Annotated in this window: 17 protein-coding genes; 9 read left to right on the plus strand and 8 right to left on the minus strand. The window is 61.7% G+C overall.

The genetic code is table 11. The features are described 5' to 3' along the window. Positions 1-114: 114 nt before the first annotated feature. The 5 genes from O3W47_RS20780 to O3W47_RS20800 all read left to right on the plus strand — a co-directional run bounded on the left by O3W47_RS20780 (position 115) and on the right by O3W47_RS20800 (position 6,651). Positions 115-1,683, plus strand: a complete 1,569-nt coding sequence (locus O3W47_RS20780; protein ID WP_269314510.1) for a Do family serine endopeptidase — start codon at positions 115-117, stop codon at positions 1,681-1,683. Between the two features lie 301 nt (positions 1,684-1,984). Next, the gene (locus O3W47_RS20785) at positions 1,985-2,743 is read left to right on the plus strand and encodes a response regulator transcription factor (RefSeq protein WP_269314511.1); all 759 of its coding nucleotides are present in this window, start codon (positions 1,985-1,987) and stop codon (positions 2,741-2,743) included. Between the two features lie 9 nt (positions 2,744-2,752). Further along, on the plus strand, positions 2,753-4,162 hold the full coding sequence (locus O3W47_RS20790; RefSeq protein ID WP_269314870.1) for a sensor histidine kinase: 1,410 nt from the start codon (positions 2,753-2,755) through the stop codon (positions 4,160-4,162). A gap of 280 nt (positions 4,163-4,442) precedes the next feature. Then, on the plus strand, positions 4,443-4,868 hold the full coding sequence (locus O3W47_RS20795; protein ID WP_174023931.1) for a thiol-disulfide oxidoreductase DCC family protein: 426 nt from the start codon (positions 4,443-4,445) through the stop codon (positions 4,866-4,868). 61 nt (positions 4,869-4,929) lie between these two features. After that, the gene (locus O3W47_RS20800; protein ID WP_269314512.1) at positions 4,930-6,651 is read left to right on the plus strand and encodes an SDR family oxidoreductase; all 1,722 of its coding nucleotides are present in this window, start codon (positions 4,930-4,932) and stop codon (positions 6,649-6,651) included. Positions 6,652-6,726: 75 nt separating this feature from the next. Here the strand turns inward: O3W47_RS20800 and O3W47_RS20805 are convergent, their stop codons facing one another. Beyond that, entirely contained in the window at positions 6,727-7,590 is an 864-nt protein-coding gene (locus O3W47_RS20805; protein WP_269314513.1) for a MipA/OmpV family protein, read from the minus strand. A gap of 287 nt (positions 7,591-7,877) precedes the next feature. Between O3W47_RS20805 and O3W47_RS20810 the strand changes: the two genes are divergently transcribed. Then, positions 7,878-10,847 (plus strand): bifunctional [glutamine synthetase] adenylyltransferase/[glutamine synthetase]-adenylyl-L-tyrosine phosphorylase, encoded by a 2,970-nt coding sequence (locus tag O3W47_RS20810; RefSeq protein ID WP_269314514.1) that lies wholly within the window; start codon positions 7,878-7,880, stop codon positions 10,845-10,847. Positions 10,848-11,059: 212 nt separating this feature from the next. On the opposite strand, the gene O3W47_RS20815 is transcribed toward O3W47_RS20810, so the two are convergent. The 3 genes from O3W47_RS20815 to pepN all read right to left on the minus strand — a co-directional run bounded on the left by O3W47_RS20815 (position 11,060) and on the right by pepN (position 16,731). Continuing rightward, positions 11,060-13,396: a PAS domain-containing sensor histidine kinase gene (locus O3W47_RS20815; protein ID WP_174023923.1), complete on the minus strand. Its 2,337-nt coding sequence runs from the start codon at positions 13,394-13,396 to the stop codon at positions 11,060-11,062. A gap of 237 nt (positions 13,397-13,633) precedes the next feature. Beyond that, positions 13,634-13,954: a carboxymuconolactone decarboxylase family protein gene (locus tag O3W47_RS20820; protein ID WP_080856146.1), complete on the minus strand. Its 321-nt coding sequence runs from the start codon at positions 13,952-13,954 to the stop codon at positions 13,634-13,636. Between the two features lie 128 nt (positions 13,955-14,082). Further along, on the minus strand, positions 14,083-16,731 hold the full coding sequence (pepN, locus tag O3W47_RS20825) for an aminopeptidase N (protein WP_269314515.1): 2,649 nt from the start codon (positions 16,729-16,731) through the stop codon (positions 14,083-14,085). Between the two features lie 440 nt (positions 16,732-17,171). Between pepN and O3W47_RS20830 the strand changes: the two genes are divergently transcribed. Then, positions 17,172-18,107, plus strand: coding sequence for a DMT family transporter (locus O3W47_RS20830; RefSeq protein ID WP_269314516.1), 936 nt, complete (start codon positions 17,172-17,174; stop codon positions 18,105-18,107). Between the two features lie 432 nt (positions 18,108-18,539). Here the strand turns inward: O3W47_RS20830 and O3W47_RS20835 are convergent, their stop codons facing one another. From O3W47_RS20835 to O3W47_RS20845, 3 genes are all read right to left on the minus strand, one after another. Then, positions 18,540-18,731 carry a hypothetical protein gene (locus O3W47_RS20835; protein ID WP_003509784.1) on the minus strand — a complete coding sequence of 64 codons (192 nt, stop codon included), beginning with the start codon at positions 18,729-18,731 and terminating at the stop codon, positions 18,540-18,542. A gap of 151 nt (positions 18,732-18,882) precedes the next feature. Beyond that, a complete protein-coding gene (locus tag O3W47_RS20840; RefSeq protein ID WP_269314519.1) occupies positions 18,883-19,782 on the minus strand; it encodes a uracil-DNA glycosylase in 900 nt (299 codons plus the stop codon). A 43-nt stretch (positions 19,783-19,825) separates the two neighbouring features. Next, positions 19,826-21,124 (minus strand): Hsp70 family protein, encoded by a 1,299-nt coding sequence (locus tag O3W47_RS20845; RefSeq protein WP_269314520.1) that lies wholly within the window; start codon positions 21,122-21,124, stop codon positions 19,826-19,828. Positions 21,125-21,531: 407 nt separating this feature from the next. Between O3W47_RS20845 and O3W47_RS20850 the strand changes: the two genes are divergently transcribed. Next, on the plus strand, positions 21,532-22,509 hold the full coding sequence (locus O3W47_RS20850) for a sensor domain-containing diguanylate cyclase (RefSeq protein WP_269314521.1): 978 nt from the start codon (positions 21,532-21,534) through the stop codon (positions 22,507-22,509). 18 nt (positions 22,510-22,527) lie between these two features. Here O3W47_RS20850 and O3W47_RS20855 read toward each other — a convergent pair whose 3' ends face one another. Beyond that, a complete protein-coding gene (locus tag O3W47_RS20855) occupies positions 22,528-23,316 on the minus strand; it encodes an SDR family oxidoreductase (RefSeq protein ID WP_142846221.1) in 789 nt (262 codons plus the stop codon). Positions 23,317-23,498: 182 nt separating this feature from the next. On the opposite strand from O3W47_RS20855, the gene O3W47_RS20860 reads away from it, so the two are divergent. Beyond that, a complete protein-coding gene (locus tag O3W47_RS20860; protein WP_269314522.1) occupies positions 23,499-24,419 on the plus strand; it encodes a cation diffusion facilitator family transporter in 921 nt (306 codons plus the stop codon). The last annotated feature ends 12 nt before the right edge of the window (positions 24,420-24,431 follow it).

A 24,431-nucleotide genomic window follows, 5' to 3' on the forward strand; every position in this document is an offset into this window, starting at 1 on the left:
TTTTCATTCGTCAGACACTTCGCCGTAAGGTGTCGCCTCCTATATCTTCATCATCCACCGCTTCTCCCCCGGTCAAACGGGCTCCAGTCTGAATGGGAAGAAAGAAGGTACACCATGTCTCATTCGCAAAACGGCCATTCCTCGCTGAAGACGGCCTCGCTGAAGACGGCTTTGAAGGCCACGACCGTTGGCGGCCTTGCGGCGCTGATGCTTTCCACCGGCATCGCCGCACCGATCCTCCATTCGTTTGCCGCCCCCGTCGAGGTGACTGCGCCGCAGGTTCCGAGTTTCGCCAATGTGGTCGATGCGGTATCGCCTGCCGTCGTCTCCGTTCGCGTGCAGTCCAACGTGCAGCCCGCTTCCGATGATAGCAGCAATTTCTCCTTCAATTTCGGCGGCCGTGGCCTCGACCAGCTGCCGGACGACCATCCGCTGAAGCGCTTCTTCAAGGAATTCGGCGGCCCCAACCAGGATCGCTCCGACCGTGGCCCGAACCGCCACCGTGACGGCAAGGGTCCGCTGCGCCCCGTCGCTCAGGGCTCCGGCTTCTTCATTTCCGAAGACGGTTACATCGTCACCAACAACCACGTCGTCGATGACGGCTCCGCCTATACGATCGTGATGAATGACGGCACCGAACTCGACGCCAAGCTCGTCGGCCGCGATCCGCGCACCGATCTGGCGCTGCTGAAGGTCGATGTGAACCGCAAGTTCACCTATGTCAAATTCGCCGATGACAGCAAGATCCGCGTCGGTGACTGGGTCGTCGCCGTCGGCAACCCCTTCGGCCTCGGCGGTACGGTGACATCGGGCATTATCTCGGCCCGCGGCCGCGATATCGGCTCCGGCCCCTATGACGATTACCTGCAGATCGACGCCGCCGTGAACCGTGGTAACTCGGGCGGTCCCGCCTTCAACCTCAACGGCGAAGTCGTCGGCATCAACACCGCCATCTTCTCGCCTTCCGGTGGCAATGTCGGCATCGCCTTCGCCATTCCGGCCTCGGTCGCCAAGGACGTCATTGCGGACCTGCAGAAGGACGGCAAGGTCGAACGTGGCTGGCTCGGCGTACAGATCCAGCCCGTCAGCAAGGATATCGCTGAATCGCTCGGCCTTTCCGAAGCCAGCGGCGCGCTCGTCGTTTCGCCGCAGGCCGGCTCGCCGGGCGACAAGGCCGGTATCAAGCAGGGCGACATCATCACCGCCGTCAATGGCGAGCCCGTCAAGGATGCCCGCGACCTGTCGCGCCGCATCGGCGGCATGGCGCCCAACACCAAGGTTGAAATCTCGCTGTGGCGCGGCGGCAAGTCGCAGCCTGTCACGGTAACGCTCGGCGATCTCGCCAGCGACGATGCTTCCAAGGCGACGCCGAGCCAGAACGACGACAAGGGCGGCCAGTCCTCCAGCGAGAAGGTGCTCTCCAGCCTCGGCCTGACGGTTGCGCCCGCCGATGACGGCAACGGCCTTGCCATCACCGATGTCGACCCCGACAGCGATGCCGCTGCCCGTGGCCTGAAGACGGGTGAGAAGATCACCTCGGTCAACAACCAGCAGGTGGCTTCCGCCGCCGATATCGAGAAGATCCTCGAACAGGCCAAGAAGGACGGACGCTCCAAGGCGCTGTTCCAGATCCAGACGGACGATGGCAGCCGCTTCATCGCTCTGGATATCGACCAGGGTTGATAACTCGAATGGCGATGCCGGTTCTTTCGGGAGCCGGCGTCGCATCCCGCTCCTGAGACGGGGCGGCTGGGTACGGCAGGGCGTTGCGGCCCTTTTCTTCTCCCCGGCGGGGAGAAGGTGGCCCGAAGGGTCGGATGAGGGGGTAACCTCCCGGTAAATCTCTGGCCTTGCCCCTTCATCCCGCTGCCGCGACCTTCTCCCCGGGCGGGGAGAAGAAACAAGCGGCGCCCGCCTGATCCATAGGCGATTGTTCCGCCTGGAAGCGCGATGGTGCTCAAGGCCGATCTTCGGAGGAAATTCCATGGAAAACAAGGTTCAGGAAGTCTCTCCCGCATCTGTTTCCGGTTGTGCGGAAAAGGGCGAGGGCGCTATTGTCCCGCACATGAAGATTCTTGTCATTGAAGACGACCTCGAGGCTGCGGCCTATATGACCAAGGCGTTCCGCGAAGCCGGGATCGTCGCCGACCATGCGAGCGACGGTGAGAGCGGCCTGTTCATGGGCTGCGAGAACGCTTACGACGTGATGGTGATCGACCGCATGTTGCCGCGCCGCGACGGACTTTCCGTCATCAGCGAGCTGCGCCGCCGCGGCATCGAGACGCCGGTTCTGATCCTTTCCGCGCTGGGGCAGGTGGATGACCGCGTCACCGGCCTGCGCGCCGGCGGTGACGATTATCTGCCGAAACCCTATGCCTTTTCCGAATTGCTCGCCCGCATCGAGGTACTGGGCCGCCGCAAGGGCAAGCCCGAGCAGGACATGATCTACCGGGTCGGCGATCTCGAACTCGACCGGCTCTCCCACGATGTCCGCCGGGGCGGCAAGGAAATCCTGCTGCAGCCGCGCGAATTCCGCCTGCTCGAATATCTGATGAAGAATGCCGGTCAGGTCGTGACCCGTACCATGCTTCTGGAAAATGTCTGGGACTATCATTTCGACCCGCAGACCAATGTCATCGACGTGCATGTCTCCCGCCTGCGCTCGAAGATCGAGAAGGATTTCGAGAAGCCGCTGCTGAAGACCATTCGCGGCGCTGGCTACATGATGAAGGACGAGGGCTGATTGGCGAAAATGGCCCGCCTCAGAATAGTGTTCCGGTCGACAGCGGTGCGCCTTTCGGCGCTCTATATCCTGCTGTTTGCGCTCTGCGCCGCCTTCCTGGTCTTCTATGTCACCGCCCTTTCCGAACGGCTGCTGAACCAGCAGACGCGCGATGCCGTCTTGCAGGAAGTTTCGGATGTGCAGCGCATCTATAATCGCGGCGGCATCAACCCGCTGCTGCGGATGATGGAACGCCGCGCCCGCCAGCCCGGGGCGAGCCTTTACGTCATCGCCGGGCCGAATGGCGAAATCCTTGCCGGCAACGTCGCTTCGGTGCAGCCGGGCGTTTTCGACAAGGAAGGCTGGACCGGTTTTCCTTTCCGTTACGAGCGTTACTCCGAAAGCGGCGACAGCGTGCAGCATCTGGCCACCGCCAATGTCTTCATGCTGGACAATGGCCTGCGCATCCTGATCGGGCGCGACCTCGGCGAACCCACCAAGTTCCGGGCGCTGGTGCGCAACGCGCTGATGGTGGCGCTCGCCATCATGGGCGGCGGCGCGCTGCTCATCTGGTTCGGCATTGGCCGCAATGCGCTGAAACGCATCGACCGCATGTCGGCGGCGACCAAGAAGATCATGGCCGGCGACCTTTCGCAGCGCCTGCCGCAGGGCCGCTCCGGCGACGAATTCGACCGCCTGTCCGGCTCGCTCAACGCCATGCTCGGCCGCATCGAAAAGCTGAATGAAGGCCTGCGGCAGGTCTCCGACAATATCGCCCATGATCTGAAGACGCCGCTGACGCGGCTGCGCAACAAGGCCGCCGCAGCGCTTGACGACAATGACGAGACGAAACGGCGCGCAGCGCTTGAAGGCATCATCGCCGAATCCGACCAGCTTATCCGCACCTTCAACGCGCTGCTGATGATTTCCCGCGTCGAGGCAGGCTCAATTGCCGCCGAAATGACCGATATGGATGTCTCGGCGATTGCCGCCGACAGCGCCGAACTCTACGAGCCGGTGGCCGAGGATGCCGGGCTTGCGCTGGAGGCCGAAATAGAGGCTGACCTGTCGGTAAAGGGCAACCGCGAGCTGATCGGCCAGGCGCTCTCCAACCTCATCGACAACGCCATGAAATATGCCTGCGAGGGCGAAGGCGACAAAAAACTCGTTGTGCGTCTGGCAAGGGAACCGGAGGCCATCGTGCTCTCCGTCGCCGATAACGGCCCCGGTATTCCCGCCGACAAACGCGGCGAGGTGTTGAAACGCTTCGTCAGGCTGGATGAAAGCCGCTCGAAACCCGGAACCGGGCTCGGCCTGTCGTTGGTGGAGGCCGTGATGGAGCTGCATGGCGGATCGTTGATGCTGGCGGACACGGATGCCACGAATACCGCCTGCCCGGGGCTGACCGTTTCGATGGTGTTTCCCCTTCCGAAACCCTGATGCGTTTCGTACGAACCCCGGCATGGTACACAACAGTCAAACCGCGCCGGTAAAACAGGGTCGAATTTTGCAGGCATTCGTGGCGTCAGAGACGCCTGCAATCTGTCCTGTGACGCAAGCGTTCGTAACCACTGGTGATCACCGATGTTTGCGCGGAAACTCCTCGAAAAATAACTGTCTTTTGCGATTGAATTGACAGATGATCGGAAGAATATTCGTCTGGATTATTGCTGAACTTCATAGGTCGGTTTGATGTGATCGACAAAAGGACTTGCGACGGATGGCAGGCACAATTCCCTTGGCCGGCGACCGGCATCACCCGATCATCCTCTTCGATGCCGAATGTGTGCTGTGTTCCGTGAATGCGCAATTCGTTCTGCGGCATGACAGGCGGGGATACTTCCGGCTCGCATCCATGCAGGGAGAAGCGGGGGCGGAAATCTATCGGCGTCATGGCATGGACCCGAAAAATCCGGTCAGCCTGCTGGTCGTGGATGGCGACAGGGTGCGGCAGGATAGCGACGCCGTTCTGAGCATCTATGAAGCGCTCGGCATGCCCTGGCGGCTGCTGGGCGTCCTGCGCATCGTTCCCGCATTTTTGCGCGATCCCGCCTATCGTTATGTCGCCCGCAATCGCTACCGCTGGTTCGGAAAACGCGAAGAATGCTGGGTGGCACCGCCGGAGTACCGGGAGAGAATCCTTTGACCTTGGCGATGGCCACACGTTCAGGCAAACCGGGCACCGGCACAGAGGCGGCGGCAGGGCAATGAAAATATTGATCCTCGGCGGTTATGGCGTGTTCGGCGGCCGGCTGGCGGAACTGCTTGCCGATATGTCCAACCTTGAAATTCTCGTCTGCGGCCGCAGCCTCGCACGGGCGGAGGCCTTTTGCGCAGCCTGGCGCGGACAGGCGCAATTGCGCCCGCTTATGCTCGATCGCGGCGATATCGCAGACGCCCTGCGCATCCACAAGCCCGATCTTGTCGTCGATGCGTCCGGGCCGTTCCAGACCTATGGCAGCGCATGTTACTGCGTGATAACGGCATGCATCGACGCCGGGATAGACTATCTCGATTTTGCCGATGCCGCCGATTTCGTTTTCTGCGTCAGCCAATTCGACGAGCGGGCAAAAGCCGCCGGTGTTTTCGTCCTGTCGGGCGTCAGCAGTTTCCCCGTCCTGACGGCCGCCGTCCTGCGCGAAATGGAAAGGACCATGGTCATTCTCACCGTCGAGGGCGGAATAGCGCCGTCTCCTTATGCCGGGATCGGCCTCAACGTCATGCGGGCGGTGGTGGGTTATGCCGGCGCGCCGGTCAAGCTCTGGCGGCATGGCGGGCCGGCGCATGGCGTCGGCCTTGCGGAAAGCAGGCGCTTCACCGTTGCCGTGCCCGGCAGGCTGCCGTTGCGCAATATTCACTTTTCGCTGGTCGATGTGCCGGATTTGCAGGTGATTCCACCGGAACACCCGTCGATGACCGATATATGGATGGGGGCCGGCCCCGTGCCGGAGTTTCTGCACCGTATGTTGAACCTTCTGGCGAAAGCGCGGGCGCGGTTCGGCCTTCCCTCATTCGCGCCGCTATCGCCGCTGTTTCATGCCGTGCTGAACAGGATGCGCTTTGGCGAACATCGCGGCGGCATGTTCGTCCGCACGCAGGGGCGTGCAGCGGGCATGCCGATTGAAATGAGCTGGCATTTGCTGGCCGAAGGCGATGACGGCCCCTATATCCCCTCCATGGCGATCGAGGCCCTTGTCCGCAAGATGATGAGCGGCGAGCGCCCGCTGCCCGGCGCACGCGCCGGCACGGATGCGCTGAACCTTGCCGATTACGACCGGCTTTTCCGCAGCAGGACGATCTACACGGGGTTCCGCCGCGAGGAACCCGACGTCCCGCTGTTCCGCCAGCTTCTCGGCCCGGCCTTCGATGACTTGCCGCCGCGCCTGCGGGAACTGCACGACAGCAAGGACGCACGGCAATGGAACGGGGTTGCCGAGATACGCCGCGGGCAGGGCATGCTGGCCCGCATGGTTTCCGCGCTCGTCGGCTTTCCGCAGGCGGGAAAGCAGGTTCCCGTCAGCGTCACCTTCACGCCGGAAAAGGGTAAAGAGCGCTGGACGCGGAATTTCGGCGGGCGGCGCTTCTCGTCCACACAGTCGGCCGGCATGGGCAAGGATCGATATCTGCTGGCGGAGCGCTTCGGCATCGTTACCGTCGCTCTGGCGCTGGTGCTCGATGGTGGCCGGCTGGCTCTCATCCCCCGGCGATGGCATGTTCTGGGCGTACCGCTGCCCGGCTTTCTTCTGCCGAAGGGTGAGAGTTTCGAGTTCGAGGAAAGCGGCCGGTTCTGCTTCGATGTGGAAATTTCTCTGCCCTTCGTCGGTCTCGTCGTCGCTTACAAGGGCACGCTGGAACCGGCCGCCGGTTCTGCGAAACATCGCGGCCCCGATGAAACGCCTTGCGGCGTTTCATCGGGTGAGGAGGCGTGAGGGCAGGGACGCCTTTCCTCATTGGGGAGGTGCCGGAGCGCGCATCCGTGGCCGCGCGTCGCTCCTGCTCGCGGACTAGAACTTGTAAGCGACGCCCACCATCGCAAACGGCTGAATATCCTTCTTCGACAGGGGGCTGTCCTTGGCATCGCCCAGCAGGAAACCGACGCCGCCGGTGCCCGTGATCGACCAGTTCTCGGTCATAAGGTAAGTGACGGAGGCGCTGGCGTCGACGCGCTTGAAGCCCGATTTCGCGTCGAAGCGGCGCAGGCCCGAGCGGGCGGACTGGGCCGAGGTGACGCCGAAATAGGATTTCATGTGCTTGTCGTCCGCCCAGGTGGCGGAGAGGTCGGCGCCAAGGATGAACTGATCGACCTTGTGCGAGACGCTGGCGCCGATGGTCGCGGTCAGGCCTTCGCTGCCGTCGATGGTCTTGTCCACCTTGGCGTAGATTTCGAAGGGGTCCACGCCATAGGCGATGACGCCGCCGACCACGCCGGCCGCCTTGATATCGCCCATCCCGCGCAGGTTTTTCCTGTCGTCCTTTTCCTTGCGCCCGGCTTCCCAGCCGCCCTTCACACCCAGCCTGAAGCCGTTGTGGTTCAAGAGGTTGACGGTGACGCCGCTGAAATCGATGCTGAGCGTATCTCCATACGCGACGGAAACCAGCGGCACGGCGCCTGCTTCCAGCTTGTCGGAACCCTCATATTTCGGGGCGTAGGCAGCACCGACACCGAGCGTGATCTTCCAGTCGCTGGAGCTGCTGTAGCGGGCATTGTCGAAATTGCCCTGCGGATCGGCCACCCGGTCCGATTTGCCGATATCGGCGGCAAAAACGGGTGTGCAGACGGCCTGCGCCATGGGCAGCGCCGTCAGGCAAAGGGCCATCGCGCGCAGGTTCTTTTGCAATTTCGCTGTAAAAATCTGTTTCATGATCATATCCGTTGCAACATCGAGCGTTGGAAAACCGGGGAGTCGGGTTTCGTTGAGGCTGACGCTACGCGGGCACAATTGCGGAGACATTACGGGGTACGGCGCTTTGGAAAACATCGCCATCGGCGGTTTTATGATCGCAAAGCGGCCTGCATTTGTTACAACGCCAGATGCATGCGCCGGGAGGATTCTAAGAGGTGCGGCGGCAGGGATGTTTCGGGTGCGGCGCATCCGGTCCTGAAAGCCGCATGTCAGGGAACGGCGAGAGGATAGTCGGAAGAGGGAGAGACACAGTGACGAAACGGGAAACCGCCGAAAGGCGGCTGAGCGAGGTTCTGCCGGGCGTGATCCGCCCCTATACGCAGACGGAACTGAAATCCGTTCTTTCGACGCTGAAGGATATCGGCAAAAGCGAGCCGGCGGTGGCCGCGCTGCTTGCCGGGGAAGGCCCGCTGAAGGATTTTATCGCCGCGGCTTTCACGCTGTCCCCCTATCTGCGTGACATGGCGTCTGCGGATGAGGGGCTTTTGTCGCTGGCGATGTCGAAACCGCTCGAGCCGCTGCTGGCGGGTCTCGTCCATGAGGCGCGCGATTGCTGGAAGCCGGGCGAAGAAGGCGGGGTGCCGAGCGAAAACGAGGTGATGTCGCGGCTGAGGGTAGCCAAGCGGCGGCTCTCTTTCATCGCAGCACTTGCCGATCTGGCGCGCATCTTCACCGCGCGCGATACGACACGCTGGCTGAGCGACATGGCGGATGCATCGCTTTCCGCCGCCATCGATCACCTGCTGCTATCAGCCCATGAGAGCGGCAAGCTGAAGCTGAAGAATGTCGCAGCCCCGAGCGACGGGTCGGGCCTCATCGTGCTCGGCATGGGCAAGCTCGGCGCGCGCGAACTGAACTATTCCTCTGACATTGACGCCGTGGTGTTCTTCGAACCCTCAGCCGGCATCATGGACGATCCCTATGATGCGACGGAGAATTTCGGCCGGATGATGCGCCGTCTCGTGCGCATCATGCAGGAGCGCACGGCCGATGGTTACGTCTTCCGCACCGATCTGCGGCTGCGGCCCGATCCCGGCTCGACGCCGCTCGCCATTCCCGTGGAGGCGGCGCTGCTTTATTATGAGGGCAGGGGCCAGAACTGGGAACGCGCCGCCTATATCAAGGCGCGGCCGGTAGCCGGCGATATCAAGGCGGGTGAGAATTTCCTGCGCGAGCTGACGCCCTTCATCTTCCGCAAATATCTCGATTATGCGGCGATTGCCGATATTCACTCCATCAAGCGACAGATCCACGCCCATAAGGGCCATGGCGCGATTGCGGTGAAGGGCCACAATGTCAAGCTCGGGCGCGGCGGCATCCGCGAGATCGAATTCTTCGCGCAGACGCAGCAGCTGACCGCCGGCGGCCGTATGCCGGCGCTCAGGGTGCGCGCAACGCAGGAGGCGCTTGCAGCGCTGACCGAGGCGAAATGGATCGACGCCGAAACGCGTGACAGCCTGACGGAGGCCTATTGGTTCCTGCGCGAAGTGGAGCACCGCATCCAGATGGTGCGCGACGAGCAGACCCATGTGCTGCCTGACACCGAAGCCGAACTGAAGCGCATCGCCTTCATGCTCGGTTTCGAGGACACCAAAGCCTTTTCGGAAAAGCTGGAACAGGTGCTGCGGCTGGTGGAGCGGCGTTATTCGGCGCTGTTCGAGCAGGAGGTGAAGCTGTCAGGCGAGGCCGGCAATCTGGTCTTCACCGGCCAGAAGGACGATCCCGATACGTTAAAAACGCTCTCCACCCTCGGCTTCGAGCGGCCGGAGGATATTTCCCGCGTCATCCGCACCTGGCATAATGGCCGTTACCGGGCAACGCAATCGGTGGAGGCGCGCGAGCGGCTGACGGAGCTGACGCCGGACCTGCTCAGGGCCTTCGGCGAAAGCAAGCGGGCGGATGAGGCGCTGCTGCGTTTCGACAATTTCCTCTCCGGCCTGCCGGCCGGCATCCAGCTCTTTTCGCTGCTCGGAAACAACCCGGCGCTGCTCGACCTGCTGGTAATGATCATGTCGTCCGCACCGCGCCTTGCCGAAATCATCGCCGCCCGTCCGCATGTCTTCGACGGCATGCTTGACCCGGCTTTGATGAGCGACGTGCCGACGCGCGATTATCTCGCCCACCGTATGGGAAGCTTTCTCTCCAATGCCCGGCATTATGAGGATATTCTCGACCGGCTGCGCATTTTCGCCGCCGAACAGCGTTTCCTGATCGGCGTGCGGCTGCTGACCGGCGCAATCCGCGGCGAGGTGGCCGCCCGCGCTTTCACCCATCTTGCCGATCTTGTCATCGAGGCGGCGCTGAATGCGGTTCTGGCGGAGATGGAAGCGGCGCATGGGCCTTATCCCGGCGGGCGCGTGGCTGTCATGGGCATGGGCAAGCTCGGCTCCTTCGAGCTGACCGCCGGTTCGGATGTCGATCTTATCCTGCTCTACGACTACGACGATGCCGCCCATGAATCGACCGGCGCAAAACCGCTCGATGTCGTGCGTTATTTCACCCGCGTCACGCAAAGGCTGATTGCCGCGCTTTCCGCGCCGACGGCGGAGGGCGTGCTTTACGAAGTGGACATGCGGCTTCGCCCCTCCGGCAACAAGGGCCCGGTGGCGACCCGCATTTCCGCCTTTGAGAAATACCAGCGCGAGGAGGCCTGGACCTGGGAACATATGGCGCTCTCCCGCGCCCGCCTGATCTGCGGCGATGCCTCGCTGACGGAGGACGCGCGCCGCATCATCGCCTCCATCCTGTCGCAAAAGCGCGATGTAGCCAAGGTCTCGGCCGATGTGCTGGAGATGCGCAGCCTCATCGAGCAGGAAAAGCCACCGGAAAACAACTGGGATTTCAAGCTCATCAATGGCGGGCTGATCGACCTGGAATTCATCGCCCAATATCTGGCGCTGGTGGGACCGGTGAAGGGGCTTGCCGCGCATGAACCGGGGCGCAACACGGCCGAGGCGCTGCAGGCGCTCGCCGCCCCGGTGATGGAGCGCCAAGCCTTTGATGACTGCATGGCGGCGATGGCGCTCTACACCGAAATCTCGCAAATCGTGCGGCTATGCATCGACGGCGCCTTCAACCCGAAGGAAGCGCCGGCGGGCCTCACCGATCTCGTCTGCCGGGCGGGGGATTGCCCTGATATTCCCACACTGGAGGGGGAGGTGAAGCGGCTGGCGAAGGCGGTGCGGAAGGCGTTTGTGGCGACGGTGAAGAATGGTGGGTGAGGCTTCACCCCCTCTGCCCTGCCGGGCATCTCCCCCTCAAGGGGGAGATCAGCTGGGAGCCAACGCTCGCTCATTCGCAACATTAAAGATGGGCTGAAGACTGCCGCATATAGATCTCCCCCTTGAGGGGGAGATGCCCGGCAGGGCAGAGGGGGGTAATCGCGCACTCGACCTGTACATATTGCAGGACAGTCAGCGCATCCGACGCCAACTCAATGCACCGTCCCACAGCACCCCGCCGCATGCGGAATGATGATCGTCACCACCGTCCCACGGCCCTCACACGAGCGTATCTTCATCGTCCCGCCATGCAGCTTGACGAGCGAGCGGGAAATCGCAAGCCCGAGGCCGGAGCCGCCCTGGCTCTTGGCATATTGGCTCTGCACCTGTTCGAAAGGCTGGCCGATCTTGTTGAGCGCCTGGGCGGGAATGCCGATGCCGGTGTCTGCGATAGTGAGGATCATCGCGGCCTGATGCACATGGGTGCGCAGCGCGATGCGACCGCCGTCGCCGGTGAATTTCACGGCGTTGGAGAGCAGGTTGAGCATGATCTGCTTCATGGCGCGGCGGTCGCCCTGCATGGTGAGCCCAGCGCAGACCTTCTGCTGCACGGTGATGTTCTTTTGCTCGGCCTGAATGGCAGTCAGCCGCAGGGTTTCCTCGATAAGCGGCGCGAGATCGATGGTCTCGCGGTTGATGCGCATATGGCCTGCCTCGATCTTCGACATGTCGAGAATATCGTTGATGACGTTGAGCAGGTGTTTGCCGCTATCGTGAATATCGCGGGCATATTCGGAATATTTCGGCGAGCCGACCGGTCCGAACATCTCGTTTTGCAGGATGTCGGAAAAGCCGAGGATGGCATTGAGCGGCGTGCGCAGCTCATGGCTCATATTGGCGAGGAATTCGGATTTCGCCCGGTTGGCGGCCTGCGCGCGCTCTTTTTCGGCGAGATAATTGGCGTTGGCGTCGGAAAGCTCGGTCTTCTGCCGCTCCAGCTTGTGCTGCGAGGCGGAGAGATCGCCGATGGTGGCCATCAGCCGGCGCTCGGAATCGCGCAGCCGTTCCTGATGGCGCTTCAGAAGGGTGATATCGGTGCCGACCGAGACGAGGCCGCCATCGCGGGTGCGGCGTTCGTTGATCTGCAGCCAGCGGTCATCGGCAAGCTGCACTTCCGTGGTGCGCGACAGGCCGGACTGGTCCGGGTCGGCAACGCGACGCTCAACGACGGGGCGAGCGGCTGCGGCATGGACGGTGCTTTTTTCCGTGCCTGCCACCAGCACGCTGTCCGGCAGGCCATAGGCCTTCTGGTAATGGGTGTTGCACATCACCAGACGGTCGTTCTTGTCCCACAGGACGAAGGCTTCCGAGGTGGATTCGATGGCGTCGGCAAGGCGCTGGTCGGCTTCGGCGTAGCGTTGCGCAAGGCGGTGCTGTTCGGTGACATCCATGGCGATGCCGATGACGCGCGGGCCGTTATTGGTGCGGATGACCTGGGCGCGGGCGCGCAGCCAGACATAATGGCCCCTGGCATGGCGCATGCGGAAGATTTGATCGATCTGGCGCAGGTTGCCGCAGCCGACAGCGCGGGCAAGCTCATAGAGATTGCCGTCTTCGGAATGCATCATCCGCGCCGCGTCGGAAAAGGAAAGCGGTGCGGCCTTCGGCGGCAGCCCGAGAATTTCGTAAAGCGAACCGGACCAGAACATGCGCCGGGTGGAAAGATCGAAATCCCACAAGCCGCAGCGGCCGCGCGACAGTGCGGTTTCGACCCGCAGGTTGGATTCGGCGAAGATGTCGTCGGCGTCGCGGGCGCGCTTCACCTGCATGTAATAGGCATAGAGCACGACCAGCAGGATCGAGGAGATGCCGGCAAACAGCGTCACGTTCATGGCGATTTCGCTGCGCCAGAAGGAACGGATCGGCTGTAGCGAGCGGGCCGCGATCACCATCGCGCCATCGTCGCCGAAGGGGATCATCGTCGCATAATGCTGCTGGCCGTCAATATTGGTCTCGATGGTGCCGGGTGCGCCGGGGAAGCGCTGCACGATGGCGATTTCGGGAAGCAAAGCCGGCAGCGACGTGCCGATATAAAGCATCGCTTCCTTGCCGGCGCCGGCGAAAATGCGGCCATTGCTGCCCGAAAGAAGCACCATGGTACCGTCGGCAAGGCTGCCCGACGGCAGCGCCGCGACGAGGTTGGCTTCGGCGCGGGCACGGTCCTGCGCGGTGAAAACGGTATCGTTGTTGAGAAGGGCTGCTTTGGCCGTCAGCGCCGTCAGCGCCGTGGAGTGGCGGGCGGCCTCTTCCATGCGGCTATATTCGGCGACAATGCCCAGCATGCGCGAGGCCGCGACGACGACGAGGAAGGCGAGGATGAGAATGGGAATGAGACGTTTCAGCAGGGTCTCGACCTGCGGCATGGGGCGGTCGGAGCCATTCATCAAACCCATCAGGTCGCTGGAAAGCCTTTCGCCCCAGGCCGCAAGATCAGAAAATTTGGCATACGGCCGCTCATCGCCCGCAGTCGCCCGCCGCACGTTCGTCATTGTCCCGCCTTCAAGATGTCCCCAGTGATTCGAAGCGCCGCCGCTCGAATATGACTAGTGAATCAAATGCGATTCGCCGTGTCCAGAGGCAAAAGTTAAAAGAAATTTAACTCCTTGAACCGACTCCGTATTTTTTCGGGACGGTCTGTTTCCGCTTTGGTGAAGGCGGGAATTATGAACGAAATCAGTGAGCCGGCAATCTGATCCGGTCTTTGCGGAGCGCCGCTGGAACAGGCGTCAGGCTCCATCGAAGGCCTCGAGAGCGGGGCCAAGCGCGCTGATCACGCCATTGCCCGCAGCGGGAAGACCGGTCAACACCGCACTGATGATATCGTCGCGGCTTGCGCCCCGCACCTTGGCTTCCATCACGTGAAAGGCGAGACCGCTTTCCAGACGCAGGGCGGCAAGAATGCCGATATAGATCAGGCTCTGTGTCTTCGCATCGAGCGTGGACGCCGCCCCGAGACCCTGTACGGCCTGAAACCATGCCGCCTTGTGGGCCGGAGCATCGGTCATGAAGCGCTGAAACGAAGCGCTGGTCCTGGACATGTCGGTCATCTCAAATTCCTTTCCGGTCTTCAGCCGTTCCCGGCCTCTCGCGCACCATCATGCCGCGCAACGCAATACGCCGCCTTGATGGTGATCAAGACGGCGTATTGGCATTGTCCGGAGTTTTGGCGGGGCGATCAGCCCTTCAGGATGCGCCCGACGATGTCGCTTACATCCGTCGACAGGCCCTTGGCGTCGGCGATCGTCGAAAGCGCCGCCTTGGCGTGTTCGGCACGGCTTGCCTCCAGCGACCGCCAGGAGCGCATGGATGTGAGAATGCGGGCGGCAAGCTGCGGATTGCGCTTGTCGATGGCGATGATCTGCTCGGCCAGGAACCGGTAGGCGGCGCCATCGGCACGGTGGAAGCCGGTGGGGTTGGCGAAGGCAAGCGTGCCCACGAGCGAGCGGACCCGGTTCGGATTGGTGGCGATGAAATGTTTCGATTTCATCAGCGCCTTGATCCGGTCGAGCGCGCCGTCGCCCGGAATGGCTGCCTGCAGCGAGAACCACTTGTCGAGCACCAGCGCATTGTCGGCAAAGCGCTTTTCGAAGGCGGCAAGCGCTTCCTTTGTCTCCGTGCTTTTCGGGAAGCGCTGGGTCAGCACGCTGAGCGCATGGGCGAGATCGGTCATGTTGGTGGCGTCGGCGAAAGCCCTCGCTGCGCGGGCCGGCGTCTCCTCGGCAAAGGCGAGGAAGGTCAGCGCACCGTTGCGCAGCGAACGGCGTCCCGCACTTGCCGCATCCGGGCTATAGGCCTCGCCGTCAGCCGTGCTGTCGGCAAGCCGCCGCAGCGTTTCGAGCCCGGCCGTCGCAATGGCCTTGATGGTGGCGTTGCGCGCCTTGTGGATGGCGTCCGGATCGTTGTCGCCGCCCATTTCACGGGCGATATCCGTTTCGCTCGGCAAGGCCAGCGCCTGCGCCCGGAAGGCGGGCTCAAGTGCGTCGTTGCCGATGATTTCGATGAGCGTTGCGGTCAGCTCCGCATCCGTTTGAACGTCCTTGCCATTCTGCACGGCCCTGGTGGCGGCAATCAGCGCCGGCAGGGCAAGATCGGTCAGCGCCTGGAAGCGCGCGAACATGTCCGTCTCATGCCGGGCGATCTGCACCAGATCGGCCGCAGTCTGCTCGAAATCCAGATTGATCGGCGCCGAGAAGCTGCGGTTGATCGACAGCACCGGCCGCGAGGAAATGCCGGAGAAGGAGAAGGTCTGGTTGCGTTCGGTCAGGTGCAGCACGCCGTCGCGATACTCGCCGCCTTCGACGGCCTGCGGTTCGGCGATCTGGCCGTTATCGAGGATCAGCGCCAGCGACAGCGGAATGTGACGCGGCTGTTTCACCGGCTGGCCGGGTGTCGGCGCGGTCGTCTGTTCCAGCGTGAGCTTGAATGTGGACTTGCCCGCATCATAAGCCGATGAGACGGAGACAAGCGGCGTGCCCGCTTCGGTGTACCACAGCGAAAACTGCGAAAGGTCACGGCCGCTGGCGTCAGCGAAGCTCCTGACGAAATCCTCGACGGTTGCGGCTTCGCCGTCATGGCGCTCGAAATAGAGGTCCATGCCCTTCTTGAAGTCGTCCGGCCCCAGGATCGTGGCGATCATGCGGGTGACTTCGGCGCCCTTTTCATAAACGGTCGTCGTGTAGAAATTGTTGATTTCGCGATAGGTGTCGGGGCGCGGCGGATGCGCCAGCGGGCCGGAATCCTCGGGAAACTGCTCCGATTTCAGGTGACGCACATCGGCAATGCGCTTGACCGGGCGTGAGCGCATGTCGGCGGAAAATTCCTGATCGCGATAGACCGTCAGGCCTTCCTTCAGGCACAGCTGGAACCAGTCGCGGCAGGTGATGCGGTTGCCCGTCCAGTTGTGGAAATATTCATGCGCGATGATGCGCTCGATATTGGCGTAATCCGCGTCGGAGGCGGTTTCCGGGTCGGCCAGCACGAATTTATCGTTGAAGACGTTGAGCCCCTTGTTCTCCATCGCCCCCATGTTGAAATCGGATACGGCGACGATCATGAAGATATCGAGGTCGTATTCGCGGCCGAAGCGCTCTTCGTCCCATTTCATCGAACGCTTCAGCGCGTCCATGGCATAGGCCGCACGCGGCTCCTTGCCATGCTCGACGTAAATCTTCAGCGCCACATCGCGGCCGGACATGGTGGTGAATGTGTCTTCGACCACGCCGAGATCACCGGCGACAAGCGCGAAGAGATAGCTGGGCTTCGGATGCGGATCGAACCACGCCGCGAAGTGACGGCCTTCATCGTAATTGCCGCCGCCGAGGAAATTGCCGTTCGAAAGCAGCAGGGGATTGCCTTCCTTCGCCGCGATGATCGTCACCGTATAGGGCGCCAGAACATCCGGTCGGTCGGGGAAATAGGTGATGCGGCGGAAACCTTCCGCCTCGCATTGGGTGCAATAAACGCCGTTGGTGCGGTAAAGCCCCATAAGCTGCGTATTGACCTGCGGATTGATGTAATTGGTGACGCAGATTTCGAAGGGCGCCTCCGCCGGCAGGTCACGGATGGTCAGGCTCTCCGGCGTCGCCTCATATTGACCGGCGGGAAGTTCCACCTGGTCGAGCAGCAGGCTGGAAAGCTTCAGCTCGTCGCCATCCAGAACCAGCGGCGCCTGCCGCTCAGCGCCTTCGCGCCGGTGAAAGATCAGACGGGCTTCGACCTTGGTATTCTTGGGGTCGAGTTCGAAGGTGAGATCCACCCGCTCCAGAACGAAATCGGTGGGGCGGTAATCTGCCAGGTGAACGATCTGGCCCGTGTCTGTTCGCATGACTGTCCCTGAATAACTTTGCGTGGTCTTCCCGGCATCATGTCGTCATAAGGCCCGGATGTAAAATGGGTAGAATATTCGTCACGTTCATGTGCGCGTCGGAGGACGTTCTGTCCCGCCATGGAAGGCTTTGCCGGCCATGCAGACAATCCTCCCGCCGCCGGACCTGTGGACCATGGCAGCAAATGTTGAACGATTGCTGAAATTATATTTTATTTTCTTCAAATTTTAGCGCGCGTCGCTTTTGGTTTGCATCACTTCCGCAGCCGCGAAAACAATCCTTCCCCAAATCGACGGAATTCACGGGTAAATCACATTTTTTGTTGTAAAGCGCCGGAGGAATGCTCTAGCCTTGCATAAATCCAATTCCCCTGCGTCGTCCTCCCCGCATGAAAAATCTCCCGATGGCGTGTTTGCGCAGCCGATATGAGTAGTTGCCAATGAACGCCGAACCGATGAATCCCTTTCGCGGGATTAGCCTGAAGCTGATTTCGGTCGGCTTTTTTCTTGTCATGCAGACCTGTATCAAGGCCGCGGGCGATGTGCCTGCCGGCCAGATCACCTTCTTCCGCTCCGCTTTCGCCATTCTTCCGATTGTCGTCTATCTGGCGTGGCTGCATTCGCTGACGAGCGCCCTGCACACCAATAATCTTTTCGGCCATTTCAAGCGCGGGTTTCTGGGCATCCTGTCCATGGCCTGCGGCTTTTACGGGCTGACCATGCTGCCGCTGCCGGAATTCATCGCCATCGGTTATGCCTCGCCGCTTCTCGCGGTCGTTTTTGCCGCCGTCATCCTGCATGAAAAGGTGCGCATCTATCGCTGGAGCGCGGTCTTCGTCGGCATGACGGGGGTGCTGGTGATTCTCTGGCCGAAGATGACGCTTCTGAGGGAAGGCGGTTTCGCCGCCGGTGAGGGGCTGGGGGCCATTGCCGTGTTGTGCGGTGCGGCGCTCGGCGGTCTGGCGATGATCCAGGTGCGGCAACTGGTGGAGACGGAAAAGACGCCGACCATCGTGCTCTATTTTTCGCTCACCGCCACGCTGCTGTCGCTCGTCAGCGTGCATTTCGGCTGGAGCGCGCTGAGCATGACGCAAGCCATGCTGCTGATCACCAGCGGCATTTGCGGCGGGGTTGCGCAAATCTTCCTGACGGAGAGTTATCGGCACGCCGAAGTCTCGGTCATCGCGCCCTTCGAATACAGCTCCATCATCTTCGGAATCGCGGTTTCCTACATTCTGTTCGGAGATATTCCCACGGTGACGATGCTGATCGGCACGGCGATCGTTATCCTCGCCGGCATCTTCATCATCTTTCGTGAGCATCAACTGGGTTTGGCAAGACGGGCGGCGCGCAAGGCCTCGACGCCGCAAGGGTGAGGGAACCCAAATCTGCGCGTCTTGCCTGTTTCCAGGACAAGCGCGCGGCATTCTCAACCACCGAATTTCACGAAAAATGATTCTCCTCCGTCATCCCGGCCTTGAGCCGGGATCCAGCCGGCGCGGCTCTCACGCGGCGAGAAGAGTCTTTTCAGCCCAAGGACTTGGGCTGGCTGGATTCCGGCTCAAGGCCGGAATGACGGATTGGATGACGCATGGTGGAAGACAAGATTGAGAGTGCCGTTTTTCGTCTCAACCGGTGTTAACGGAAGAAGGGACGGCTGGGCGCGCACTACAACCTTGTGACTCGGTTCAAGACTTCGTCGCAGCCTTTCGAAAAAAACCACGCAAAAGCAAAAGGCGCCTTCCCGAAGAAAGACGCCAGCGCGCAATCATATCTGTGGACCAGCGCTAGACTGGCCTGAATGCTTCTCAGCGCTCGCGGAAATCCGCGAAGACTGCCGAGGGACGCGTCACGCGGACCTGCTGCATGGCAGCGCGTGCGGTCATCTGTTCGTTTGCGGCTGCGCCGAAACGATGGTAGCCCTGACTGGAGCGAGGGCCGAGGCCCGCCAGGCGGAGCGTTTCAAAGCCGGAATGTACCGGACGGAAGCGAGTGGTCATTGCCTTGGTTCCTTAAACCTATTCCTCCCAAGACATGGGGCCTATATCGCAGCGCAGCATGGATTCGGCAAGTTGAGCAAATGCGCCGCTGTTATGCGCATTGTGCATGGCTTTTTTCATAATTCATTTACATTGAGCAAGAATAAGGCAATCAGCCTTCGGCAATCCTTGCCTGAAAAGCCAATAAATCCTGCCATGCCAATGACTTGCTGGCGGGCGCATTCAAAAGTTCCTGCGGATGCAGGCTGGCCAAAGCCGGCAAAATCAGGTGTCCGGCTGCGACATCACGCCACTGTCCGCGCAGCGTATGGATCGTGCCGGTGCCGCCAAAGAAGAAACGTGCGGTAAAGTTGCCGAGAAGCAACAGGTGTTTCGGCTCCGCAAGGGCGATCTGACGCTCGATGAAGGGGCGGCAGATATCCATTTCGGCTTGAGTCGGCGGGCGGTTGCCCGGCGGCCGCCAGGGCACGACATTGCCGAGCATGATGGCGCCGCGTTCAAGGCCGATTGCCGAAAGCATGCGGTCGAGCAACAGCCCGGTCTTGCCGGCGAAGGGCAGGCCTTCGCGGTCGTCATCGGCATCCGGCATCGGGCCGATGACCATGATGGCGGAAGCGGGGTCGCCTTCGGTAAAGATCGTATTGCGAGCGCTGTTCTTGAGGTTGCAGCCGCTGAAACCGTCGAGCGCGGTTTTCAGCTCGGCGAGCGACCGCGCGCTTTCGGCCGCAAAACGCGCGGCCGCCACGGCCTGCTCGTCCGGCATGGCGACATTCTGCTGAATGGCGGGGGCGGCCGCTGCGCCGCGCGCCGGGGCGCTGCGCGTCGCCGCCTGCCGCTGAGGCGCATCGGCACGGCGGTCCGCCGGCCTTTCCATCTGCCGTGAAGCTGCTGCGGCCTCCTGCGCAGGCGCGGATCGGGCCGGGCGGGCGGCGGCAAATTCGGCGAAACGATCGACCGGGGTCTCTTCCAGCAACCAGTCCACGCCCGCATCCGCATGGAAATGCAGGAGGGCGGCGAGTTCGGCCGGGGAGAGGTCGTGAGCGGCGATCATGGGCGGAAATTACCCCATGTTCCCCGCCCGGGAAACCCGCAAATCACACTGTCCAGCGCTGAATGTCGCCGCTTTCGCCGATCATGGCCAGACCATGGGCAATCGAGAGCAACTCGCCGCCGCTTTCGATGCGGTCTGCGTCGAAACGGCGGGTGAAAAGCTCCCGAACCGCCGGCACGAAGGAGGTGCCGCCGGTCAGGAACACCTTGTCGATGGCTTCGGGCGCGACTTTCGTTTTTTCCAGAACCTCGTCGAGCGCTTCCTCTATCTTGGCGAGGTCTTCGGTGATCCAGTTGTTGAAATCGCTGCGCTTCACCATCTTGCGGCCGGCCTTGCCCAATGGTGCGAAGTTGAATTCCGCTTCTTCCGCCGAGGAGAGCGCCATCTTGGTGGCGGAAATCGCCTGATAGAGCGGGTAACCCTCGTCATGTTCGACCAGATCGATGAAGAGTTCGAGCTTTTCCGGCTCCAGCGCCGAGCGCACCAGCGATTTGAGGTCGGTGAATTCCTTCGAGGTCTTGAAGATCGACAGCTGGTTCCAGCGGCCGAAATTCACGTAATAGCCGGAGGGCACGTCCAGCACCTTGTCGAAGCTCTTGAACTTGCTGCCCTTGCCGATTTCCGGCGAGACCAGATTGTCGATCATGCGGAAGTCGAAATGATCGCCCGCCACGCCGACGCCGGAATGGCCGATGGGGGTGGCGGAAAGCTTGCCGGCATGGGTTTCGAAACGGATCAGCGAATAGTCCGTCGTGCCGCCGCCGAAATCCGCCACCAGCACATTGGCGTCCTTCTTCAGGCTCTGGGCGAAATAATAGGCGGCCGCCACCGGCTCGTAGACATAGTGGATTTCCGGGAAACCGGCGCGGGTGAGCGCCTCGTTGTAACGGGCGAGCGCCAGCGTTTCATTCGGATTGCTGCCGGCGAAACGCACCGGCCGGCCGGCGATGACGGTGGAGACGTCCCCCGGCCATTCCTCGCCCGCATAGGCCTTCAGCTTGCGCAGGAACACGTCCATCAGATCTTCGAAACTCTGGCGCTTGGCGAAGATCAACGTGCCCTGAAACAGCGGCGAGGCCGCGAATGTCTTGATCGACTGCAGGAAACGGCAGTCGCCGGCATTGTCGATGAATTGCCGGATGGCGGCATGGCCGGCTTCCACATGCAGGGCGGCCGCACCAAGGCCGGCATCCTTCATGAAGGAGAGCGCCGTGCGCATGCTGTCATCCGTGCCCGCGCTGCTGGTGAAGCGCATGGAACGGCTGGCGCCGCCCGTGTCGGAAAGAGCCATGACCGTGTTGGTCGTGCCGAAATCGAGGCCGAGAGCCCGCTTTTGCGTCATCGCCATATCCTTGTAGCCGATAGAAACACCCGCCCGGCCTGAAAGGCGGCCCGGCGTGAAAATAAGGGATGCCTTTGGCGCCCCGATGTCAGAGGAGGGCGGTTGATTGCACAGGCCCGATGGAATGGCAAGCTTTTCCCCCACCGTTTTTCGCAGATTGACGGCTGCGTCTGCCGGGTAGGGAAGATGGTAAACGATCTGCCTGCGCACTCGTGAAAGAGCGCGGCAGTTTTTTGACAATGTTCTTAGGGGTTTGCGGCTATGCTGGTACGAAGCCGCTGCCGTGGAACAGCGCTATGGCGGCCGGCGCGCATGCATTGTTTTTTGTACTGGCGGAGCCTGACGATAAGGGTTTAACTCAACGCTCCCTTCGGTTTTGCCTGCCGCTTTGTCATCTGGAAAATTCAATGCCCCGCAAGACGACCGGTCCCAACTTCGACAATGTATCGCCGGACCATCCCGGCCTCGTTCGGGGCGATGCCGACGTTTTCAACCGTCAGCTCATGAACCTTCTTGAGGCATCGCAGCAGGGCTATGCGCTGTTCGATGGCGAGGACAGGCTGTGTTTTGCGAATGCGACCTTCCGCAAGGCGCTGGATGTCGCGCCGGATGAATTTCCAAGCTGGGTCGAGTTGATGCGCAGCGGCTACGGCAACTCCACCGGCACCGCAATCGAGACTTCCGACTTCGAAGTCTGGTTGCGTTCCGCCAGGACGAGGCGTGGCAAGCTGCCCTTCCGCACCATCGAGACCAGCCTCAATGACGGGCGCTGGATATTGACGACGGAAACGACTTTGCCGGGCGGCTGGATGCTGTGTGTCATCACCGATATTTCCGAACTCGGTATAGAGCTTCGCGACCTCAGGCAGGAGCGCGACAGCGCGCTGAAATCCGCCCTCAGCGACGAGTTGACGGGTCTCGGCAATCGCCGTTACGTGATGGACAATCTGGGCCACAGCCTCGGTCCCCACAAGGCGCAGGCGCTGGCACTGGTGCTGCTCGATATCGATCATTTCAAGGGTATCAACGATCGCTTCGGCCATGCATCGGGCGACAGGGTGCTGAAACATTTCGCCGAAAAACTATGCGCCGCCGCCGGCCGAGACGACCTCATCGGGCGTATCGGCGGCGAGGAGTTTCTGCTGGGGCTGAGCGGCGCGCGAATGCACAACGCCGAAAGCGTCGTCGAAGCCCTGTTTGCGTCGCTGCGGGAGGCCTCGCCGCTCGAACAGGTCCCGGATTTCCGTTACACCTGTTCGGCGGGCATTGCCTTCGTGCGCCCGGGCGATTGCGCCGAGGAAGCCCTGCGTCGGGCGGATACGGCGCTTTATCGGGCCAAGAATACGGGGCGCAACCGCTTCGTCATCCACGATGCACCCGTTTGATAACGCGCCGTCGCGGCCTTAATTTGACTTCGCCGCGCCGCCATCTACCCTGAGCATCGTGCCGGTGATGTAGCTTGCCGGAACCGAGCAGAGGAAAGCGCCGGCGGCGGCGAATTCCTCCACCGTGCCGAGGCGGCCGGCCGGAATGCTCTTGACGGAAGCCTCGCGAATTTCCTCGACGCTTTTGCCCAGACGCTTGGCGTTGGCGCCATCGAGTTCATCGATGCGGTCGGTGTGGATACGGCCGGGCAGCAGCAGGTTGGAGGTGATGCCGAAGGAGGCCACTTCGGAGGACAGCGTCTTGCTCCAGCCGACCAGTGCGCCACGCAGCGTATTGGACAGCGCCAGATTGGCGATCGGCTCGAACACGCCGGAGGAGGCGACGGTCAGGATGCGGCCGAAACCCTGTTCCTTCATCTGCGGCAGCAGCGCATTGGTAAGCGTGATGACGCGCAGCACCATCGACTGGAAGAAGGTATCCAGCTTGTCGGCCGTCATCTCCTGCGCAAGGCCCGGCGTCGGGCCGCCGGTATTGTTGACGAGAATATCGATGCCGCCGAGCTTTTCCCTGACGGCCTGAACCATGGCCTCGACGAAATTGTCCTCGGCCAGATCGCCCCAGACCCAGTCGGCCTTGCCCTTGCCAAGCGCATTGATCGCCTTGCAATTCGCCTCCAGCTTCTCGCCGCTTCTGCCGACAAGAAGGACATGTGCGCCTTCCTTCGCCAGCGCGGTGGCAATGCCCAGCCCAAGGCCGCGAGAGGAGGCGAGAACGAGGGCGCGCTTGCCGGAAATGCCGAGATCCATGGGTTTTGTCCTGTCTTGTGAGTGCTCAATGTGCTGTTTATAGAGCATTTCCAGGAAATGTGGACCCCGGTTTTCCGTCTGGAAATGCTACAAAACAAAGAGTTAGAGCGTTTTCTCGATTCGAGGAAAAGAGAAGGCGCTCCAGCAAGGCGGCGTCCGGTTTTGAAGGTGAAATACACGTCATGACAGAACAATCCCTGCTCAAATTCTCCATTGCCGTCACGGTTCTGCTGGCGCTCTTCGGCATCGGCGCAGGCCTGTTCTCCGGCTCCTTCGCCGTGGTTTTCGATGGTGTCTATGCGCTGACGGATGCTTTCATGACGGTGCTGGCATTGCTTGTCGCGCGGCTGATCGCCGCTTCCGCCACGCCCAAGCCCGGCGGCCGGCTGGTGGAGCGTTTCACCATGGGCTTCTGGCATCTGGAGCCGATGGTGCTCGGGCTTAACGGCACGCTCCTGATGGGGGCGGCGATCTACGCCCTTATCAATGCCGTCGACAGCCTGATGGATGGCGGCAGATCGATCGAGTTCGATTACGCCATCGTCGTCACCTTCGTCAGCTTCGCCGTTTCGCTCGCCATGGCATGGTTCGTCAAACGGCAGAACCGCCGGCTGAAATCCGCCTTCGTGGCGCTGGACGCCAAAAGCTGGCTGATGAGCGCGCTCCTGAGCATGGCCCTCTTCGTCGCCTTCGCCGTGGGTTACGGGCTGACGGGAACGGCGCAGGCATGGCTTTCACCCTATATCGACCCGGCCGTGCTGGCGCTGGTCTGCCTCGTCATCATTCCCATGCCGCTCGGCAATGTGAAACAGGCGCTGACGGACATTCTTCTGGTGACGCCGCTGGAATTCAAGCAGCATGTGGACCGGGTGGCGGCTGAGACGGTGGATAAATTCGGCTTCTCCTCGCACTATTCCTATGTCGCCCGCGTTGGCCGCGGCCGTCAGATCGAACTCTTCTTCATCGTGCCGAAAAACTGGCCGCCCCGGCGTCTGGAGGAATGGGACGCGATCCGCGACGAGATTGGCGATGCGCTGGGCGGCGAGGGGAGCGACCGCTGGCTGACGATCGTGTTCACGACGGATGAGGAATGGGCGGTTTGAGCCGGCAGGTCT

The sequence above is a fragment of the Agrobacterium sp. LMR679 genome (assembly GCF_027157905.1).
GTDB classification, from domain to species: domain Bacteria; phylum Pseudomonadota; class Alphaproteobacteria; order Rhizobiales; family Rhizobiaceae; genus Agrobacterium; species Agrobacterium leguminum.

Coding starts and splice junctions, on each gene's coding strand:
- O3W47_RS20840 (WP_269314519.1), bottom strand. CDS start 19,782: ATGATCGCCGCTCACGACCTCTCCCCGGCCGAACTCGCCGCCCTCCTG.
- O3W47_RS20860 (WP_269314522.1), top strand. CDS start 23,499: ATGACAGAACAATCCCTGCTCAAATTCTCCATTGCCGTCACGGTTCTG.
- O3W47_RS20790 (WP_269314870.1), top strand. CDS start 2,753: ATGGCCCGCCTCAGAATAGTGTTCCGGTCGACAGCGGTGCGCCTTTCG.
- O3W47_RS20850 (WP_269314521.1), top strand. CDS start 21,532: ATGCCCCGCAAGACGACCGGTCCCAACTTCGACAATGTATCGCCGGAC.
- O3W47_RS20815 (WP_174023923.1), bottom strand. CDS start 13,396: ATGACGAACGTGCGGCGGGCGACTGCGGGCGATGAGCGGCCGTATGCC.
- O3W47_RS20830 (WP_269314516.1), top strand. CDS start 17,172: ATGAACGCCGAACCGATGAATCCCTTTCGCGGGATTAGCCTGAAGCTG.
- O3W47_RS20800 (WP_269314512.1), top strand. CDS start 4,930: ATGAAAATATTGATCCTCGGCGGTTATGGCGTGTTCGGCGGCCGGCTG.
- O3W47_RS20820 (WP_080856146.1), bottom strand. CDS start 13,954: ATGACCGACATGTCCAGGACCAGCGCTTCGTTTCAGCGCTTCATGACC.
- O3W47_RS20785 (WP_269314511.1), top strand. CDS start 1,985: ATGGAAAACAAGGTTCAGGAAGTCTCTCCCGCATCTGTTTCCGGTTGT.
- pepN (WP_269314515.1), bottom strand. CDS start 16,731: ATGCGAACAGACACGGGCCAGATCGTTCACCTGGCAGATTACCGCCCC.
- O3W47_RS20845 (WP_269314520.1), bottom strand. CDS start 21,124: ATGACGCAAAAGCGGGCTCTCGGCCTCGATTTCGGCACGACCAACACG.
- O3W47_RS20835 (WP_003509784.1), bottom strand. CDS start 18,731: ATGACCACTCGCTTCCGTCCGGTACATTCCGGCTTTGAAACGCTCCGC.
- O3W47_RS20855 (WP_142846221.1), bottom strand. CDS start 23,316: ATGGATCTCGGCATTTCCGGCAAGCGCGCCCTCGTTCTCGCCTCCTCT.
- O3W47_RS20780 (WP_269314510.1), top strand. CDS start 115: ATGTCTCATTCGCAAAACGGCCATTCCTCGCTGAAGACGGCCTCGCTG.
- O3W47_RS20805 (WP_269314513.1), bottom strand. CDS start 7,590: ATGATCATGAAACAGATTTTTACAGCGAAATTGCAAAAGAACCTGCGC.
- O3W47_RS20795 (WP_174023931.1), top strand. CDS start 4,443: ATGGCAGGCACAATTCCCTTGGCCGGCGACCGGCATCACCCGATCATC.